We start from the raw sequence: 17,941 nt of genomic DNA on the forward strand, positions 1-17,941 counted from the left end.
ACGGCCCCGTCCTTCCATGCTATAATCAGGAAATGTGATGCTGATTAGATAAAGGGGCCGTGAATTTATAATGGTAGTCACCAGGATGGACATGAGAAGAAGATCAGCCGGAGTATGGCGGGGGAGGCTGGTCAGAATCACGCTCGTGCTGGCTGCCCTCCTGACGCTATGCGCGGCGGGTCTTTCCACTTACGTAGGATGGAGCCTTACCCATCCCGCCAAGAAGCCTTTAACCGAGACGCCGTCGGATTACGGGCTGGCCTACGAGAAGATTTCATTCCCTAGCCGGGACGGCAAGATCTCTCTGAAGGGCTGGTTTCTTCCAGGGGCGGAGGGGACCGGCGGGAAGACGGTTATTATCGCCCACGGCTACTCGAAGAACCGTCTGCAAGACGACGCGCACATCATGCCGCTGGTCCAATCGATAATCAAAGAGGGCTATGGGGTGGTGATGTTTGACTTCCGCAATTCCGGCGAATCCGGAGGAAGCCTGACCTCGGTAGGCGAGTACGAGGAGCAGGACCTGCTGGGAGCGATTGATTGGGTGAAACAGGAGCATCCGGGACGGACGGCGCTGCTCGGGTTCTCGATGGGGGCCAGTACGGCCCTTCTGGCGGCCGCGGAGGAGCCGTCGGTCGCGTCCGTCATAGCGGACAGCCCGTTCAGCCACCTCGAACGCTACCTGAAGGAGAACCTGCCGGCGTGGTCCCACCTTCCGAGCTTTCCGTTTACTCCCTTGATCTTGGGAATTCTTCCCCCGCTGGTGGGCGTCCACCCGGGGCTCGTGGACGTTTCGGCGGCAGCGGACGCCGTTTATCCGCGTCCCGTTCTGTTTATCCACAGCAAGGATGACGACAAGATTCCGTCGGTCAACAGCCAATCGATGTGGCAGGCTCATCCCGACAAGTTCGAATTCTGGGAAACGAAGCAGGCGGGACATGTCGGCTCGTACAAGCTTTTTCCCAAGGCCTATACGGAGAAGGTGCTGCAATTTTTGGCAGGGAACTTGTGAAGATTTTTTACAAAACCATCGCAACTCTTCCTGAGGGACCGAGTATAAACTATCATGTAAACAACATCAGATGGAGGTTAGGTGGACGATGAAGGCGAAACGAGTGGCTGTCCTTATCTGTGTCTTCTCGATGCTTTTTACGGCAACCGTCTTTGCGGATTCGCTGTGGGGAAGCTATGAAGGATATTCGAAAGCCAAAGTCCGGATTAATGGGTCCGATGTAGCGTTCCCGGAAGGGGATGTTCCGGCGTTCGTTATGAACGGACGAACGGTGCTCCCGCTTCGTCAGCTGACGGATTCTTTACAGGCTATGGTGAAATGGGATAATGACGCCAAGACGGCGGATATTTATAAGCCCAACGTACACATGTTCTTTGCTCAGGATGTCAGCAACAAGGATTATTCCCTTCAGAAACCTTTCGCCAAGGTGGACCAGGGCAAGACCGTTAACTTCGTCGTATTCTCCCAGGTGGATAACCTGAAGCTCCATGTGGACGGCTTCAAGATCTCCATCACCGCGCCGAGTGGAGAAGAGGCAACGCCGGCTCTCGAGGTTCCGCTCGATACGAACGAAGAATCGTTCTGGTACCCGTGGCCGTTCAAGGTCAACTTCACCCAGAAGGGGAATTACACCGTTAAGTTCTCTTTCCTGCTAAACAACGAGTATACGGTGGTCTCTCAGAAGGTTATCGTTTCCGAATAAGCGAAACCGGCCGAGAAGTCCTGGAATCTTATCCGATTCCGGGGCTTTTTGCTGTATGGAGCCCAGGAAACGAGGGAGAGAGGCCCGCTAATCGATCCTGGCGGCAGGGCGGACCTGCCGATCGGCCAGGGAGAGGTCAGGGTTTGACCTGCCGGGAGCTTAAATGGTACTATACGTTAAGCACACCATTTAACCGAAGAGATGAGGGAAAACCATGAGCGATCATAAGCATGAGGATAACTGCGGATGCGGTCATGACCACGAGCACGAACACGAAGAAGATGTCTTTCTCGTAACCGATGCCGAAGGCAAGGAACACGAGATGGTGATGGTCTACACCTTCGAATCCGAGAGCCAGGCCTATGCGGTTCTGCTGGACCGCAATGATCCGGAAGCCGACGGGGTCATCTTCCGCATTGAGGAAGAGAACGACGAAGCGTATCTCGTCAGCATCGAGGACGATGAAGAATGGAACCGTGTGGTGGCCATTTATAATGAAATCGCAGCCGAAGAGAATGACAAGTAAGAGGTAACCGTAAACGGGCTTGCGAGCCTGCCTAACCAAGAAGAACCCTTCCCGCTAGGAAAGGGTTCTTCTTCTGTAAGCAAGCTTATTTGCGCGGGTTGAAATACATGATTCGTCCGTTGAACAGGTGAAGCTCCGCTTTAAGGCGCTTCCCGAGATGCTTGCACAGCTCATTGGCTTTGGCTTTGTCTCCGTGGGTGGAGTCGTCGGGGAGCACCACCTGGATGAACGAGCGTTCCGTCCCGCTGCCGTCGGGGCGGCTTCCTACGCCCAGCACAATATATTTGTACAGGCTGTTCTTCCCTTTCAGGTAGAACCATTTTCCTTCGCCCTCCGGCTTTGTTTCGAAGCTGTAAGGAAATCCGGCGTCCTCGTAATCCCAGCCCAGCTGCTTGCCGGTTAGGGCGAGCTGGTCTTTGTAGCTGACGAGAGCCTCCTTGAGCTCGTCCAGGGTAAACGTCGGCTGCGCCGAGCCTTCGACCAATTGAATGTAAGCGCTTTGACTCATGCATGAACACCCGCCTATGGAATAAAATTCTTTTCCCATCATAGCATTTGTCACCCGGTAAGGGAAGGGCTCTCCCGGTCCAATGCCGAACGATACGCTGGGACAAAGCTCTCTCAGCCCGGTGCCTCTCGGGAAGAAGGCGGCGGCCAGGGAACAGGAGCGGATCCCCGATGCTGTTGTCCCTACCCGAAGAATCAAGAAAGCCCCGCCGCGGAGGCAGGGCTTGGGGAAATCAGTCGCTATGGACGGCTGGAGCTCAGAGGTTGACGACATCGGGGAGCCGCTGCTCCACGCAGGCGATCGTCCGGCCTTCATGGATGGCTTTGTCGCCGAGAATGGTCACTTCCAGCGCCCGGTAGAATTCCTGGAGGTAAGGCTTAGGATCCAGGTTCTCTTCGATCATCCGGATGAGGTATTGGAATTGGCTACCGGTCGGCTTATAGGAGAAATCGATGTTGAATTCTTCCTTACGGCCGTCAGGATAGTGCTCAAGCTCAATCAGGTTGCCGAGATGCTGTTCCTCCAGGGGACGGTGGGTCCGGTACGTGATCCGGATGCGCCCTTTGGGGCCGATAAATTCCTTCAGATTCTCGTTCGGCATGTTATGTCCCCATCCGGCCTCGTAATACCCGATAGAGCCGTCGGACAGCTTCACGTTAATCATTCCGTAGTTGTAGGTGTGCTCGGGAACGTCGGGCTCCAGCCTTTGGCCGAACCCGCTCACGGACACCACCTCCGCGCCGGTGAACCACCGCATAACGTCGACATAGTGGACCCCGCAGTCGACGATGGGGGAGACCTGATTGAGAAGGGCCAAGTGAGACTTCCAGTTGTCCACCGTTTTCTTGATCTGGGACATTCTCATGACGACAGGGCTTCCGATAGCCCCATCGCGCACCATTTCTCCCACCCGCTGAAAGGTGGAATTGTGCCGGAGAATATGGCCGACCAGCACCTTGGTCTTAGCCGTACTGCCAAGCTGAACGATTTCAGCGGCATCCTTAAGGTTGGGGGCCATAGGCTTTTCGCAAAGAACGTGCTTGCCCGCCAGTACGCACGCCCGGGTAATTTCTAGATGGGAAGAGGGATAGGTGGCAATGATCACGATGTGCACATCATCCCGGACGAGATAATCGTTATAATTGGTGCTCCAAGAGGCGGCCTGGTACCGGTCGGCGAATTCTTTCGCTTTCTCTTCGACCAAATCCGAAACGCCTATAAGATTAACCTGCGGGTGGTTGCTTATGTTATCCAAATGGGTGGCACCCATATATCCGCAGCCGACGAGGACGACCCCGTATTTCATGATCCGCTTCACTTCCTGTTTGTTGGTCCGAAACCAGCTATTTTAATGAAGGAATGGTTGTAAAACCTGGATGTCTTGCCAAACGGTGGTCGGCCTCATACGGTCTCGGCAGGTCGTTTGGGTGTATTCTTTTTTTGCTATGCAGGTAAAATTATAGTGAAGTTATGCCTAAAAAGATAGTGTTGAATCTAGCGCATTTTGTATTGGATTTTGGCATTGGGGATTGCTGGAAAGGCTGTGCCGCCAAGAGGAAAGACAGGGGAGAAGGGTTGCCCGGACATGCGAAAACCCGGTCCTTGGGAAAGGGCCGGGTCCTGGGAAGCGAGCTTAGAAAATAGCGGTGGTTTCCACGATAACCTTCACGAATTCGATGCCCCGGTCCTCGGGACCTTTGACCGGAAGGCCGACCTCCACATGCTCGCGTATATAGTTGATGTTTTCCTGGGAGATGACTTCCCCGGGAAGCAGAATAGGGATGCCCGGCGGATAGACGTAGATGAACTCGGCAATAATCCGGCCTGCTGAATCCTTGAAAGGAATGGTCTCCGTATCGCCGTAGAAAGCGTCCCGCGGGGATAGGGAGAGCTGAGGGATCTCCGGAATTTTGATGACGAGCTCGTTGGCTTCCCGGTTGGTGTGTGTTTCGGCAAGCTCTCTAAGGGCGGCAATGAGCAGGTCGACGGTGTCCTGGGTATCGCCGGGGGTCACCAGGCAAAGAATATTATACATATCGCTTAGTTCCACTTCGATGTTATAACGCTCGCGCAGCCAGTTCTCCGCGTCGTAGCCCGTAATGCCCAGATGCCGGATATGAACGGTAACCTTAGTCGGATCATAATCGAAAGTCGCTTCCGTCCCGAGAATCTCTTCCCCAAAGCAGTACAGTCCGGGAATGCGGTTGATGCTCTCGCGGGCATGCATGGCGAGCCTGAGCGCTTCCTCAGCCATCTGCCGGCCGTGGACGGCCAGATTGCGGCGGGCCGCATCCAAGGAAGCAAGCAGGATATAGGAGGTCGAAGTTGTCGTCAGCATGCTGATGATTGTCTGGATCCGCTTCGGATTCACCCGTTTCGATTTGACGTTCAGAACGGAACTCTGGGTGAGCGAGCCGCCGAGTTTGTGAACGCTTGTCGCCGCCATATCGGCTCCCGCTTCCATAGCCGACACGGGCAGCTTGTCATGGAAGTGAATGAGGACGCCATGCGCTTCGTCGACCAGCACGGGGATGTCGTAGCTGTGCACGAGCTCGACGATTTCCTTCAGATTGGTACAGACTCCATAATAGGTCGGGTTGATCACAAGGACGGCCTTGGAGTCCGGATGCTTCTCCAGCGCCCTTCGAACCGACCGGGTCGTGATGCCGTGATCGATCCCGAGGTTCTCGTCCCGCACCGGAGAGAGGAAGATCGGCTTGGCGCCGGCAAAAATGATGGCCGACATGACCGATTTATGAACATTCCGGGGAACGATAATTTTGTCGCCTTCGGAGCAGACGGACATGATCATGGTCATGATGGCGCCGCTTGTGCCTTGAACGGAAAAAAAGGTATAATCTGCATGGAATGCATCCGCGGCAAGCTTCTGGGCCTCTTCGATCACGCCGGTCGGCTGGTGAAGATCGTCAAGCGGAGCAATATTGATCAAATCAATGGAAAGAGCGCGTTCCCCGATAAACTGGCGGAATTCCGGATCCATGCCCACTCCTTTTTTATGACCGGGGATATGAAACTGGACGGGATTGCTTTCCGCATGCCGGACCAGGGCGGAGAACAAGGGGGTGCGATGGTGATCCATGGTTTCGTCTCTTCCTTTCGTGAGGTGTTATGGAAACAAACAAAATGAGTATAACAAATAGGGACGCAGATGCAAGTTAATTTTGTCCGAATAGAAGGTGTAGCATGAATCCCGTAAAAAAGAAACTCGACAAGAAGATGCTGACATCCCCATTCGTGCTGCAGCTGCTTGTGATCATGTTCCTGGTGGAATTCGTGAAGGGCGCTCTCCTGGTGACCTTTCTTCCCGTTTACCTTAACGATGTTCTGAAAGCCTCCGTTACGGTGATCGGCTGGACGCTGGCCGTCCAATACATAGGGGACAACCTGCTTCGGACACCGATCGGCTGGCTGATCGACCGGATCGGCTACCGGACGAGCATGCTGATCGGCGTGCTCTCGACACTTGCTTCCGTCTTGATTATCGCCTCGGCCTCAAGCTTCGGATGGATTATCGTTTCCTGTGCCCTGCTCGGGATCGGAACGGCTCCGCTTTGGCCCTGCGTCATAACCGGGGCTACGGAGATAGCCGGCGAAGAGGGCAGCGGGACGGTCATGAGCGTGGTGTACATGGCCTGGCTGTCGGGAGTGGGCCTCGGTCCTTTCGTGGCTACCTATTTTATAGGAAGCGGGTATTCGACAGCTTTTAAGCTCTACATCGGGCTGATGATCCTGGTTGTGATCGTGGCGCTCTTTCTGCCGGGCAGGAAGAAGCAGAAAGAGGGATTGCGCCGCAGCCGGGACAGCCGGAGAACGGCAAGACTCGGGTTGAGCCGTGTTCAACGTATGGGCCTTTATTTAAGCGAAGTGCGGAAATCGATGAACGTCAGCCGGATTATCTTCCCCGCTATGTTCGCACAGACGTTCGCTTTAGGCCTCTTGACGCCGGTTCTTACCCTTTACGCCACCCGGGAACTCCATTTGACGAACGGTCAATTCCGGGCTTTCTTGATCGTGGGAGGCGGGATAACCGTCCTGAGCATGATTCCCGTAGGGAAGCTGGTGGACCGGTGGGGCATCAAGTGGTTTCTTAACGCCGGTCTGGTCATAAGCTCGGCGGTTCTTCTGGTGTTTACGCTGGTAAGAAGCCTGCCGGCTTTGTACGTTCTGGTGGCGCTGCTCGGTTTGGGCTATGCCTTGATCATTCCGTCATGGAACGCTCTCTTGGCTAAGGCCATACCGAAAGAGAAGAGGGGAGCCGTCTGGGGGTTCTTCCTGACAATCGAGGGGCTGGGAACGACCATTGGACCGATCGTATCCGGTTGGCTGTCGGACTGGATCAATATCCGGGCTTCCTTCATCGGAAGCGGAGTCGTGCTGTTCCTGCTGCTCGTCATGCAGTGGTTCATCCGCTTCGGCAAGCGGGCCGCCGTTTAATCTTCTAGACCGGACGATTCCTCCCTGCTGAGGGGAATCTAATTCTAGGTAAGCGCCGCGACGCTCAGGCAAAATTTCAAAATCGTGTAAGGGGCTGCATTTCTCCATGAAAAAACAACTTCTGACCATCGTGTTCATGCTGTTCACCGTCTTCGTCGGGTTCGGCATTATTATTCCCGTTCTTCCCGCCATCATCGTGGAAACCGGGAACAACAACTTCCATCTGGCCATGCTGCTGTCCGTCTACTCGGCCGTCTCCTTCTTCATGTCTCCGTTCTGGGGCGGCTTGTCGGACCGCATCGGCCGCAAGCCGGTTATCCTGACGGGACTGCTCGGCTTCAGCATCTCCTTCCTCATCTTCGGCTTATCGGACGGGGTGCTGTGGATGATGTACCTCTCGCGCATTATCGGGGGCCTCTTCTCCGGTGCGGTCGCCTCCTGTGCGGTGGCTTATGTGGCGGATATCACCACTGAAGAGAACCGGACGAAAGGGATGGGCTTCGTGGGAATGGCGATCGGCATGGGCTTCGTGTTCGGCCCGGCCATCGGGGGGATTCTCAGCGTATGGGGCTCGTACCTGCCCTTCTACGCTTCGGGAGCCCTGTCCTTCCTGGTGTTCCTGTTCGCGCTCAGCGTGTTGAAGGAGTCCCTGACTCCGGACAAGAGGCACGCCAAGGACATGCCCAAGCCATCCCGCTGGACGGCCTTCCAGGGAAAGCTTAAGTACCTTTATGTCCTGTCGTTCTTCGTTTCCTTTACTCTAGCCGGCCTCGAGTCCACCTTCCAGCTCTTCGAGCTGGAGCGGGTCGGAGCGACCAGCTATCAGATCGGTTGGATGTTCCTGGCCAACGGGATCGTTGGCGCCGCCATTCAGGGCGGGGTCGTCCGCCGTCTCCGCGGCAAGGAGAAGCCCGCTATCGCGCTTGGGCTTGCGCTTTCGGCCGCCGGCTTCTTCCTGCTGCTGCTGTCGTCGAATTTGATTGACGCCACCTTGTACCTGGCCGTTTTCGGCGCAGGGAACGCCCTCATCCGGCCGTGTGTCACGTCCCTGATCACCCAACGGACCACCGTGGGGCAGGGCGTTGCCACAGGGCTGAATTCGTCGATGGACAGCCTGGGCCGGATCCTCGGTCCGCTGCTCGCCGTGGCCGTATTCAATTGGCAGACCGCCGTCCCGTTCATCATCGGAGGCGTGCTCTGCCTGGCGGCTCTTCTGCTCCTCAGCCGGTTCGCCGCGCTCGACACGCAAGGGACGACGGTGCGTCCGCCGGCCTGATGCCGCCTCTACCCGGCTCGAAGAAGATGATCCCGATATGGAACCGGGGTCATCTTTTTTATTTTCCAGGGTAACAATAGCCTTCAAGTAAACAAAAGCTACAAAAGGTAAAGAATCTACACTTTTCCATCCTTGTTCCGTGGGCTAAGGTGAAGCTGTGCAGGTGAACTGGGAATAGGAAGGGTGAACCGATTGAAGATCGACAGGAAGAGAGTGGTTACGAGAAATAATCCGATGGTGTGGGGGATAGACCCCTTATCCCCATTCTCCGTAGGCAATGGCGAATTTGCCATGACGGTGGATTTTACGGGGCTGCAGAGTTTTCCTGAACTGTATACGAATACTATACCCTTGGGGACCATGTCCAACTGGGGATGGCACACCTCTCCGAATCCGAACGGTTATTCGGCCGAGGGCTTTCCGCTAACGAATTATAAAACCTTCAATGGCCGTGAAACCGGGTACAGGTACTTCCCCTGGCTAACCCAGGGAAGAACCGGCGCCATCGATTGGCTGCGGGCGAATCCGCATCGTCTGCATCTCGGTCATGTGGGTCTCCGGTTCCGTACGAAGTCGGGGGCTTACGCCAAGCCGGAGCAGTTTGGCCAATTGGAACAAACTCTTGATTTGTGGACCGGAATCCTGGAGAGCCGTTTCCTTTTGGACGATGCCTCCATAACGGTGCGCACGTGCTGTCATCCGGCAAGGGATCTGATCGCCGTACAAGTCGAGTCCGACCTCTTGTCAGAAGGGGCTATCGAATGCGTTTATCGTTTCCCCTACGGAAGCCAGCATAAGCAATCGGTTGTATGGGACCGGCCTGAGGCTCATCAGACGGATCTAACGGCCGGAGACCGTCACGCGGTATTTAAACGGACGCTTGACCAGGACCGTTTTGAGGTGATAACGGAGTGGAACGTCCCGGGAGAGCTGATCGGCGAGGAGGGCCATCATTTTGTCCTCAAGCCTCGAACGGAAGGGAACCGTTTCGAATGTGTCACCCTGTTCACACCGGAAGAGGGCCGGTTTGAACTACCGTCCTATAAACAAACGGCGGAAGCCTCGTCCGATCACTGGAGCTCCTTTTGGAGCGATGGAGGGTTTATCGATTTCGGAGACGCCACGGATCCCCGAGCACCCGAGCTGGAACGGCGTACGGTTCTCTCCCTTTATCAAACGTACATTAATTCCAGCGGATCGCTTCCTCCGCAGGAAACCGGCTACGTGTTCAATAGCTGGGACGGTAAATTCCACCTCGAAATGCATTGGTGGCATGCGGTGCATTTTGCTTTGTGGGGAAGACCGCAGTTATTGGAAAACAGCCTTCCGTGGTACCAATCGATCCTCCCGATCGCGCGGGAAACCGCTAAGAGCCAAGGCTATGAAGGAGCACGATGGCCGAAATGCGTGGCGCCCGACGGCCGGCAAATGCCTTGCTATATCGAGCCGTTCCTGATCTGGCAGCAGCCGCATCCCATTTATTATTGTGAACTGCTTTACCGGTCCCATCCGGACGGCGAGGTATTGGAGCGTTATCAGGAGCTTGTGCACGAAAGTGCTCTGTTCATGGCTTCTTTCGTGGAGTGGGACGAAGCGGGCTCCCGCTATGTTCTCGGTCCACCGGTGGCTCCGGCGCAGGAGAGATATGATCATGAAACCACCATCAATCCAACCTTCGAGCTGGCGTATTGGCATTTTGGGCTGGAAACGGCCCAGCAATGGAGGATGCGCTTAGGACTGCCTCGAGAGGAGAAGTGGGACCATATCCTAGCTAATCTGTCGCCCTTGCCTGTTGTGGACGGGGTGTATGTAGCGGCGGAAACGGCTCCCGATACTTTCTCTAACAAGGAATACACGACCGACCACCCGACCATGGCAGCCAGTATGGGGCTATTGCCCGGCGCCATGGCGGATAAGGAGACCATGCGGCACACTTACGATAAAATTATCAAGGTATGGAACTGGAAATCCGCTTGGGGATGGGACTTTCCGATGATGGCCATGACGGCTGCACGGTTGGGCATGCCGGAGAAGGCAGTCGATGTGCTTCTGATGGATGCGGAGAAAAATCGGTATTTGCCGAACGGGCACTGTTTCCAGAATCATTCTCTTACCATCTACCTCCCCGGCAACGGAGGTTTACTGTCCGCCGTCGCCATGATGGCCGCCGGCTGGACCGACAGCGATTCCGGAGAGGCGCCCGGGTTTCCGAACGAAGGAACCTGGAAAATCCGTTCGGAAGGGTTAATGACCTATATTTGATTGGGAGCTGCCTCGGGGCGGCTCTTTTTCGTGTGAAAGGTAAACAAAAGATACTCCAGGTAAAAATGCCCCACTATCGGCCGCCGCGCCACCCCACCTATACTAAATGTAAAAGAGGAGGGGGATTATGCGGGCTGGAACGAAACGTCGCCGCAACAATGGGCAGCTGCATCTCATGCTGGTGCCCGGGCTGATCTTGATCGCGGTCTTCAGTTATTTGCCAATGGCGGGTCTGAGCATTGCCTTTCAGGATTTCAACCCGATCGTAGGCTTTAACAAGCTTAACTGGAACGGAATGGACAATTTCGAGTACATGTGGGCCCTTCCGGATTTTATGCCCGCCGTGAAAAATACCGTGATCATCTCCATCATGAAAATTGCTGCAGGCATCCTGGTGCCGGTCACGGCGGCCCTGCTGCTGAACGAGGTTCGTTCGGTCCTATTCAAGCGCTCCGTGCAGACCGTTATTTATATGCCGCACTTTTTCTCCTGGGTCATCCTGGGAGGGATCGTCATTGATGTGCTCTCGCCCGGCGAAGGGATCGTGAACCAGATCATTCAGGCGTTCGGCGGCAAGCCGATCTCCTTCCTGTCCAGCAATCAATGGTTCCGCTATGTGCTCGTCATCACGGACCAATGGAAGGAATTCGGCTTCAGCACCATCGTCTACCTCGCTGCTCTGACCTCGATCGACCAGGGACTGTACGAGGCAGCGGTCATGGACGGAGCGGGCCGCTGGCGCCAAACCTGGAACGTGACGCTGCCGGGCATTCGCCCGATCGTCGTGCTGATGGCAACGCTCAGCCTCGGCAACATTCTGAACGGCGGCTTCGACCAGGTGTTCAACCTGTATAACCCGATGGTTTACCGGACCGGTGACATTCTAGATACGCTCGTGTACCGGATCGGCATTGTGCAAACCCAATATGCGGTGGCGGCGGCCATCGGCCTGATTAAGTCGGTCGTGTCGCTTGCGCTCATCGGTTTCGGCTACTGGATTGCTTACCGGTTTGCGAAATACCGGATTTTCTAAGGAAAGGAAGGCGACCGTCCTATGCATTTAATGTCAAGAAGCTATAAGACCTTCCTGATCTTCAACAACCTCTTTCTGGTCTTGCTTACGCTCCTTTGCCTGTTTCCGGTCATCAACGTTCTGGCAGTATCCTTAAGCTCCAGTGCAGCGGCCGCGGCGGGGGAAGTGGCGGAATGGCCGGTGGAGTTTACCGTCAAATCTTACCAGTTCGTGCTTCAAAGCGGGCAGTTCACCGGCTCTTTCCAGAACAGCGTGATCCGGGTTCTGACCGGCGTTAGCCTGAGTACGATCATTACCGTTCTTGTAGCCTACCCGCTGTCCAAGGAAAGCCACGTGTTTCCGCAGCGAACGATGTATGCTTGGATCTTCGTCTTTACGATGCTGTTCAGCGGCGGAATCATCCCGAGCTACCTCGTCATCAAACAGCTTCATATGCTGGATACGATGTGGTCGCTCGTCCTGCCGGTAGGCGTCCAGGTGTTTAACATCCTGCTCATGCTGAACTTCTTCCGCGGCCTGCCGAAGGAGCTGGAGGAAGCATGCTTGATGGATGGAGCCAGCCACCTGCAAACGCTGCTAAGGGTGTATTTGCCGATCTCTCTGCCGAGCCTAGCGACGATCGTCCTTTTTACCCTGGTCATGCACTGGAATTCCTGGTTCGACGGGATGCTCTATATGAACCATACCGACAAATATCCGCTCGCCACCTATCTGCAGTCGGTGCTGAACAAGACATCCATTCCGCAAACGGAGATGACGGTGGAGCAGGCTATTCTGCTCCAAAGCGTGTCGAGCCGTACGGTGAGAGCCGCCCAAATCTTCATCGCGGCGTTTCCCATTCTAGCAATCTATCCCTTTCTGCAAAAATATTTTGTCAAAGGTCTAGTGATGGGGAGCGTAAAAGGATAATCTATTAAAAAAGACAGAAGGCGGCTATCCGATGCGCTCGAAGATCAATTCCCTCTTTGTCAAGCTGATGCTCACATTTTTCGTGCTCATTGTTCCGTTATACGGGTTAAGCGTATGGTTTACCAATAACAGTTCCGGACAGATGCGGGGGGAGATCGAACGCTCCAACGAGTCTGTCCTTCTTTTCCATTATTCGACCTTGCAGCTGGAGCTTGCCCGCATGACGAGTCTGCTGGCGGAATATTCGGTGGACAGTCAGCTGGCGGATTTCAGCACGTTCGCTCCGATTATGTCCAATTACGAAATTGACCGGAGACTGAATGACATCCTTCAAAAGCTGCGGCAAATGAAGTCCAGCAGCCCTTATTTGGAGGATGTCCGGTACTATCTGCCGCTATTGAATAAAGTGGTTTCCGTTAGGAGAGGAATTGCGGATGCGCCCGCCAGCGAGTGGAGAGGGCTGCTCGCGAGCCGCGCCAACCTGAGAGGCAACGTTCTCGAATACAAAGGAGACTTTTATTTGGCCAAAGCGACCCCCGATTCCCTCGACCCCACGGCGGCGCCAAACTTCCTTCTCATCACCGAGCTCTCCAAGCCGGAGCTTGCCAAGCAGCTGCGCAGTATTCGCAAAGAGGGGGACGGCGGCGCGTTTATCAGCTTCGAGAAAAACCATCTGGCTGTCGTTTCGGATGCCCGGCTGCAGGAGAAATTCAGCGTGTTCCTTCCGGAAGAAAACGGGGACCGGCCGGGCAAAGTCATACGAAGCGAATCCGAGGACGGCTATTTCTATGCGATCTCGGATGCGAATTATCAATTCCACCTGGTCAGCTACGTGTCCAAGAACGTATTCCTTGAGCCTTTTCGGCGATATGCGTTCTGGATGCGCAGCCTGACCGCCGTCTCCTGCGCCCTGATCGTGGTATCCACCTACGGCATCTATCGGCTCATTCATCAGCCGCTGTTCAAGCTGATTCGGGGGTTCCGCTCGCTGGAGCGGGGCGACATGTCCATGAGGATCGAGCACCGGCGCGGGGACGAATTCGGTTATTTATACAGTCAATTCAACCAAACCCTGCAGCGGCTTCATGCCTTGATCGAAGACAACTACGTTCAGCGAATCCGCACGCAGGATGCGGAGCTGAAGCATCTGCAGTCGCAAATCACGCCTCATTTTCTCTATAACAGTCTGTTCACCATCAAGCAGATGGCCGAGCTGGAAAATACGGAGGACATCAAAATTTTCTCCGACTATTTAGGCCGGTATTTCCGGTTCATGACCCGCGACTTCAGCAAGGAAGTCACCCTCGGCGAAGAGATGGAGCATTCGCTCGTCTACCTTCACATCCAGGAAATCCGCTTCTCGAATCGAATGACGGTAGAGGCGGAGCCTCTTCCTCCGGAGTGTCGCCCGGTCATGGTGCCCCGGATCATCCTGCAGCCGATCCTCGAGAACGTGTTCAAGCACGGCTTGGCCCAGAAGGCATCGGGAGGCTTCCTCCGAATCAGCCATCGCGTGGAAGAGGGAGCGATCGTCCTAACGATCGAGGACAACGGGGACAAGCTGACGGACGAGGCGCTGGACGGGCTTCGGGAGAAGCTGGGAAGAGTGTCCGACTTAAACGAGGAGGGCGAAACGACGGGGCTCATGAACGTGCATCACCGTTTGCAGATCCGGTTCGGCCCGGAATACGGCCTGAGCCTGTCGAGAAGTCCTCTCGGGGGATTGCGAACCGAGGTCAACCTGCCTTTTCATCCAAACCAAAAGGATTGAGACATCATGTACCGATTGATGATTATCGACGACGAACCGATCATCGTGAACGGGCTTCACGAATACTTCACCAAGCGCAGCCTTCCCGATGTAGAGATCGTGGTCGCTTATTCGGCGCTGGAAGCTTTGTCCTGGCTGAATTCCATCAAAATTGACGTGGTGCTGAGCGACATCTGCATGCCCGAGATGGACGGAATGGAGCTGCTCGGCCGGATTGAGCGGCAGTGGCCGCGCTGCAAAGTCATTCTGCTGACCGGACATGACGAATTCGAATACGCGATCAAGGCGGTTCGCAGCACTTGCGTCCTCGATTACATTCTGAAGACGGAAGGGATGGACCGGATCGGCCCGGCGGTAGATAAAGCCTTCCAAATGGTGAAGGACGAGCTGTCGGTCTACCATCAGCGCGAATGGCTGCAGGAGGAGATGCCGAAGGCAATCAATCAGCTGCAGAGGCAGCTGTTGCTGGATGTGCTGAGACGAACGGAGCCCGCGGGCTTCAGGGGACTGCAGAACGAATTCGATGCCTTAAAGCTTCAGCTGAAAGCAAGCGAGCCGGTCCTGGCGGTTTCCTTCTTCGTAGAGGAGTGGGGCAAATACAAATCGCTCTACGAGAGGAATTTGATGCTTTTCGCGATCGGCAACATTGTGGAGGAGCTGCTAAGTTCGCGGACCGTCGTCAAGTGCGTCCAGTACGACGGCCACTCGCTGGTCGGCTTCGTTCAGGCCGTCGAACAGCCGTTTATAGAAGCGGATAGGCACCAGGAGTTGACGGCAAGCTTCGTTCATGGAACGCTCGAAACCGTTCAGCAGGTATGCCGGGATTTGTTCCAAATACCGCTGTCCGCCGCGGCGTGCGGCCGGTTTCTCCCGATGGAGGAGCTGGCTCGTGAAGTGCAAAGGCTCCGGCTTGCCATCATCAATGGCCGTTCGAGAGGGGCCGAGAGGCTGACCATCTTGAACAGGCAGGATGCGGACCAGAAGAAGGAAGCCGAGCAGAACGGCCGGCTGACCGCCCAGTTTATACTTGAGCAGCTGCAGCAGAGTGTGCTGGAGGGAAGCGGCGGAGAATGGTCGGAGCTCTATTCCAAGCTCATTCGTCTCCTGCCCGAGAACGGCCCGGGAGACCCGTTTGACATGCTGCTGGTGCGGCAAGCGCTTACCAAATGCAGTCTTGTCTGCCTGGAGGAGCTCGGCCTGAAAGACCGGGCGGTCTCGGAAGCGAATTTGTTGACGATGCTGGAATTCGGAGGCGAAACCCCGTGGAGCGAGATCGTCGCTTTCTTTCAGAATCTGCTGGAGTGGATTCAGGAGAAGCGGGTCGACCGTCTTCGTCTGGAGGAATCCAACCTGATCGGCCGCATTCATTATTTTGTCCAAAATCATCTCCGTTCCGATCTGTCTCTCTCCCGAATAGCGAGAGAAGTATCGCTGAATCCTTCTTATTTGTCACGCTGGTATAAGCAAACGACAGGCAAGGGGCTCTCGGATTATATCCAGGAAGTCCGGATCGCACGGGGCAAAGAGCTACTTCATACGACAAGCCACAAAATGCATGAAATCTCGGAGATGCTCGGCTTCACCGATCCTCATTATTTCTTCCGCTTCTTCAAGAAGACGGTCGGGTGCACGCCGCAGGAGTTCCGGAACCGGATCTCCCCCTAATCGTCCGCCGGAAATTAACAAGTAAAGGAAAGATACCGAAAGTAAAAAGCGTCCACTACCCCGGGAAAACGCTGGAAACTACAATAAGAAATGCAGGGAAACAGGTTACAGAACTTAAGGGGGGTTAAACAATGAAACGGTATAGGAAACAATCCCTTGCTGTGGTCAGCGTACTGGCGCTGGCGTTCACGGCGGCATGCGGGACGAAGGATGCGGGAAGCGGCACGGAGGCAAGCGGCTCTCCCGCTCAGTCGGCCGCTCCGAAAGGAAACGAGGGCCCGCTCTCGAAATACGATCCGCCGATTAACGTCCGTTCGGCCATCAATGACGTGGGCAAAGATTTTCTTGCACCGGGCGATACGCTCGAAAACAACGTATGGCTTAAGGGCTATGAGAACGAGCTGGGCATTAAAGTGAAGTACGATTGGGTTGTGGAAAGAGCGAACGCCGCCAACAAGATGAACGCCACGCTAGCGAGCGGCGACATTCCCGATATTTTCTCCGTTAACCAGACGCAGTACAAGCAGCTTCTCGACGCCGGTAAAATCGCCGATCTGACGGACGCCTTCAATAAATACGGCTCCGAGCAGCTGAAGCAGTTCTACACGGAGGGCGGAGACGGATTAAAGCCGGTGAAGCAGGATGGCAAGCTGTTCGGCTTGACGGATTACAGCGGCACGATCGATGCGGCTCCCATGGTCTACATCCGCTCCGACTGGATGAAAAAACTTAATCTGGAGCCTCCCAAAACGATGGATGATTTGCTGAACATCGCGAAAGCGTTCTCAGAGAAGGATCCGGACGGCAACGGCAAGAAGGACACGTTCGGCATTCAGCTGAACAAGGATTTGGACGCCGGTTGGACGATCAAGCTGGATGGCTTTGCCAACGGATACCATGCCTTCCCGCAGATGTGGGTGAAGGACAGCTCCGGCAAGCTCGTGTATGGCAGCATCCAGCCGGAAATGAAGCCGGCGCTGGCTAAGCTCCAGGAGCTGTACAAGGCGGGAATCATCGAACAGGAATTCGGAACGAAGGACGTAACGAAGGCTTCCGAAACGATCATGGCGGGCAAATCCGGGATCTTCTTCGGCCCGCTCGCTTCTCCGTTCGCGATCAGCGCGATGATGAAGGATCCGAATATCGACTGGACGGCCTATCCGATTCCTTCCGCCGACGGCAAGCCTGCCGTAGTGGGCAGCCGGATCCTAAACGCAACGGTGTTCGTCGTGCGCAAGGGCTTCGAGCATCCGGAAGCGCTCGTGAAGATGCTGAACTTCTCCGTAGAGAAGCTGTACGGGAAATCGGCCGAGAAGGAAGCGGCGACTTATCTCGGAACCGGCGGTCAAGGCTTCCAGGTCGCTCCGGTCAAGCTTCTTCAGCCGAATAAGAACATCACGATCTACAAGAACGTGTCGGCTGCTCTTAAGGCGAACGATCCGAGCAAGCTCAACCGCGAAGAGAAGGGCAACTACGACTTCATCATGAAGTATCGCGGCGGCGACCGTGCGCAGTGGGTATACGAGCGCATTTTCGGTCCAGTTAGCTCGATCTCCGTTATTGAGCAATACATGAATAACAAGCTGATGAAGGTAAACGAGTTCAGCGCCCCTCCGACGGCGACGATGGCTACCAAGAAGGCGACGCTCGACAAGCTGGAGCTGGAGACGTTCACGAAGATCATATACGGCGAATCGCCGGTAGACGAATTCGACAAATTCGTCGAGAACTGGAAGAAGCTCGGCGGCGACCAAATCACGAACGAAGTGAACCAAGCTTCCAAATAACACACAAGAAGCGGCATTACCGCTAGCCTTGAAA

14 protein-coding genes are annotated in these 17,941 nt (G+C 55.2%); 11 read left to right on the forward strand and 3 right to left on the reverse strand.

Annotated elements, in window-relative coordinates:
- The first annotated feature begins 91 nt into the window (after positions 1 to 91).
- The 3 genes from MJA45_RS11290 to MJA45_RS11300 all read left to right on the forward strand — a co-directional run bounded on the left by MJA45_RS11290 (position 92) and on the right by MJA45_RS11300 (position 2,241).
- A complete protein-coding gene (locus MJA45_RS11290) occupies positions 92 to 1,012 on the forward strand; it encodes an alpha/beta hydrolase (RefSeq protein ID WP_315607349.1) in 921 nt (306 codons plus the stop codon).
- Between the two features lie 88 nt (positions 1,013 to 1,100).
- Positions 1,101 to 1,715 carry a stalk domain-containing protein gene (locus tag MJA45_RS11295; RefSeq protein ID WP_315607350.1) on the forward strand — a complete coding sequence of 205 codons (615 nt, stop codon included), beginning with the start codon at positions 1,101 to 1,103 and terminating at the stop codon, positions 1,713 to 1,715.
- A gap of 214 nt (positions 1,716 to 1,929) precedes the next feature.
- Positions 1,930 to 2,241 (forward strand): DUF1292 domain-containing protein, encoded by a 312-nt coding sequence (locus tag MJA45_RS11300; RefSeq protein ID WP_315607351.1) that lies wholly within the window; start codon positions 1,930 to 1,932, stop codon positions 2,239 to 2,241.
- A gap of 85 nt (positions 2,242 to 2,326) precedes the next feature.
- Here MJA45_RS11300 and MJA45_RS11305 read toward each other — a convergent pair whose 3' ends face one another.
- The 3 genes from MJA45_RS11305 to MJA45_RS11315 all read right to left on the reverse strand — a co-directional run bounded on the left by MJA45_RS11305 (position 2,327) and on the right by MJA45_RS11315 (position 5,849).
- On the reverse strand, positions 2,327 to 2,749 hold the full coding sequence (locus MJA45_RS11305; protein WP_315607352.1) for a DUF1885 family protein: 423 nt from the start codon (positions 2,747 to 2,749) through the stop codon (positions 2,327 to 2,329).
- A gap of 256 nt (positions 2,750 to 3,005) precedes the next feature.
- A complete protein-coding gene (locus tag MJA45_RS11310) occupies positions 3,006 to 4,067 on the reverse strand; it encodes a Gfo/Idh/MocA family protein (protein WP_315607353.1) in 1,062 nt (353 codons plus the stop codon).
- Positions 4,068 to 4,382: 315 nt separating this feature from the next.
- Complete coding sequence (locus MJA45_RS11315) at positions 4,383 to 5,849, reverse strand: aminotransferase class I/II-fold pyridoxal phosphate-dependent enzyme (RefSeq protein WP_315607354.1); 1,467 nt, start codon at positions 5,847 to 5,849, stop codon at positions 4,383 to 4,385.
- Between the two features lie 104 nt (positions 5,850 to 5,953).
- On the opposite strand from MJA45_RS11315, the gene MJA45_RS11320 reads away from it, so the two are divergent.
- The 8 genes from MJA45_RS11320 (at position 5,954) to MJA45_RS11355 (ending at position 17,907) form a co-directional block, all read left to right on the forward strand.
- Positions 5,954 to 7,204, forward strand: a complete 1,251-nt coding sequence (locus tag MJA45_RS11320; protein ID WP_315607355.1) for an MFS transporter — start codon at positions 5,954 to 5,956, stop codon at positions 7,202 to 7,204.
- Positions 7,205 to 7,310: 106 nt separating this feature from the next.
- Positions 7,311 to 8,480, forward strand: a complete 1,170-nt coding sequence (locus MJA45_RS11325; RefSeq protein ID WP_315607356.1) for an MFS transporter — start codon at positions 7,311 to 7,313, stop codon at positions 8,478 to 8,480.
- Between the two features lie 183 nt (positions 8,481 to 8,663).
- On the forward strand, positions 8,664 to 10,742 hold the full coding sequence (locus tag MJA45_RS11330) for a glycoside hydrolase family 65 (protein ID WP_315607357.1): 2,079 nt from the start codon (positions 8,664 to 8,666) through the stop codon (positions 10,740 to 10,742).
- Between the two features lie 127 nt (positions 10,743 to 10,869).
- Positions 10,870 to 11,775, forward strand: a complete 906-nt coding sequence (locus MJA45_RS11335; RefSeq protein ID WP_315607358.1) for an ABC transporter permease — start codon at positions 10,870 to 10,872, stop codon at positions 11,773 to 11,775.
- 21 nt (positions 11,776 to 11,796) lie between these two features.
- A complete protein-coding gene (locus MJA45_RS11340) occupies positions 11,797 to 12,684 on the forward strand; it encodes a carbohydrate ABC transporter permease (RefSeq protein WP_315607359.1) in 888 nt (295 codons plus the stop codon).
- A 31-nt stretch (positions 12,685 to 12,715) separates the two neighbouring features.
- A complete protein-coding gene (locus tag MJA45_RS11345) occupies positions 12,716 to 14,455 on the forward strand; it encodes a sensor histidine kinase (RefSeq protein ID WP_315607360.1) in 1,740 nt (579 codons plus the stop codon).
- Between the two features lie 6 nt (positions 14,456 to 14,461).
- The gene (locus MJA45_RS11350) at positions 14,462 to 16,120 is read left to right on the forward strand and encodes a response regulator transcription factor (protein ID WP_315607361.1); all 1,659 of its coding nucleotides are present in this window, start codon (positions 14,462 to 14,464) and stop codon (positions 16,118 to 16,120) included.
- A 131-nt stretch (positions 16,121 to 16,251) separates the two neighbouring features.
- Positions 16,252 to 17,907 carry an extracellular solute-binding protein gene (locus MJA45_RS11355; RefSeq protein ID WP_315607362.1) on the forward strand — a complete coding sequence of 552 codons (1,656 nt, stop codon included), beginning with the start codon at positions 16,252 to 16,254 and terminating at the stop codon, positions 17,905 to 17,907.
- The last annotated feature ends 34 nt before the right edge of the window (positions 17,908 to 17,941 follow it).

Origin of the sequence: Paenibacillus aurantius (assembly GCF_032268605.1) — a bacterium.
Classification (GTDB): Bacteria; Bacillota; Bacilli; order Paenibacillales; family NBRC-103111; genus Paenibacillus_AO; species Paenibacillus_AO aurantius.

What these genes read in the sequence shown, in the direction of transcription:
- MJA45_RS11290 (WP_315607349.1), top strand. Translation starts at nt 92, where the DNA reads ATGAGAAGAAGATCAGCCGGAGTATGGCGGGGGAGGCTGGTCAGAATC.
- MJA45_RS11295 (WP_315607350.1), top strand. Translation starts at nt 1,101, where the DNA reads ATGAAGGCGAAACGAGTGGCTGTCCTTATCTGTGTCTTCTCGATGCTT.
- MJA45_RS11300 (WP_315607351.1), top strand. Translation starts at nt 1,930, where the DNA reads ATGAGCGATCATAAGCATGAGGATAACTGCGGATGCGGTCATGACCAC.
- MJA45_RS11305 (WP_315607352.1), bottom strand. Translation starts at nt 2,749, where the DNA reads ATGAGTCAAAGCGCTTACATTCAATTGGTCGAAGGCTCGGCGCAGCCG.
- MJA45_RS11315 (WP_315607354.1), bottom strand. Translation starts at nt 5,849, where the DNA reads ATGGATCACCATCGCACCCCCTTGTTCTCCGCCCTGGTCCGGCATGCG.
- MJA45_RS11320 (WP_315607355.1), top strand. Translation starts at nt 5,954, where the DNA reads ATGAATCCCGTAAAAAAGAAACTCGACAAGAAGATGCTGACATCCCCA.
- MJA45_RS11325 (WP_315607356.1), top strand. Translation starts at nt 7,311, where the DNA reads ATGAAAAAACAACTTCTGACCATCGTGTTCATGCTGTTCACCGTCTTC.
- MJA45_RS11335 (WP_315607358.1), top strand. Translation starts at nt 10,870, where the DNA reads ATGCGGGCTGGAACGAAACGTCGCCGCAACAATGGGCAGCTGCATCTC.
- MJA45_RS11340 (WP_315607359.1), top strand. Translation starts at nt 11,797, where the DNA reads ATGCATTTAATGTCAAGAAGCTATAAGACCTTCCTGATCTTCAACAAC.
- MJA45_RS11345 (WP_315607360.1), top strand. Translation starts at nt 12,716, where the DNA reads ATGCGCTCGAAGATCAATTCCCTCTTTGTCAAGCTGATGCTCACATTT.
- MJA45_RS11350 (WP_315607361.1), top strand. Translation starts at nt 14,462, where the DNA reads ATGTACCGATTGATGATTATCGACGACGAACCGATCATCGTGAACGGG.
- MJA45_RS11355 (WP_315607362.1), top strand. Translation starts at nt 16,252, where the DNA reads ATGAAACGGTATAGGAAACAATCCCTTGCTGTGGTCAGCGTACTGGCG.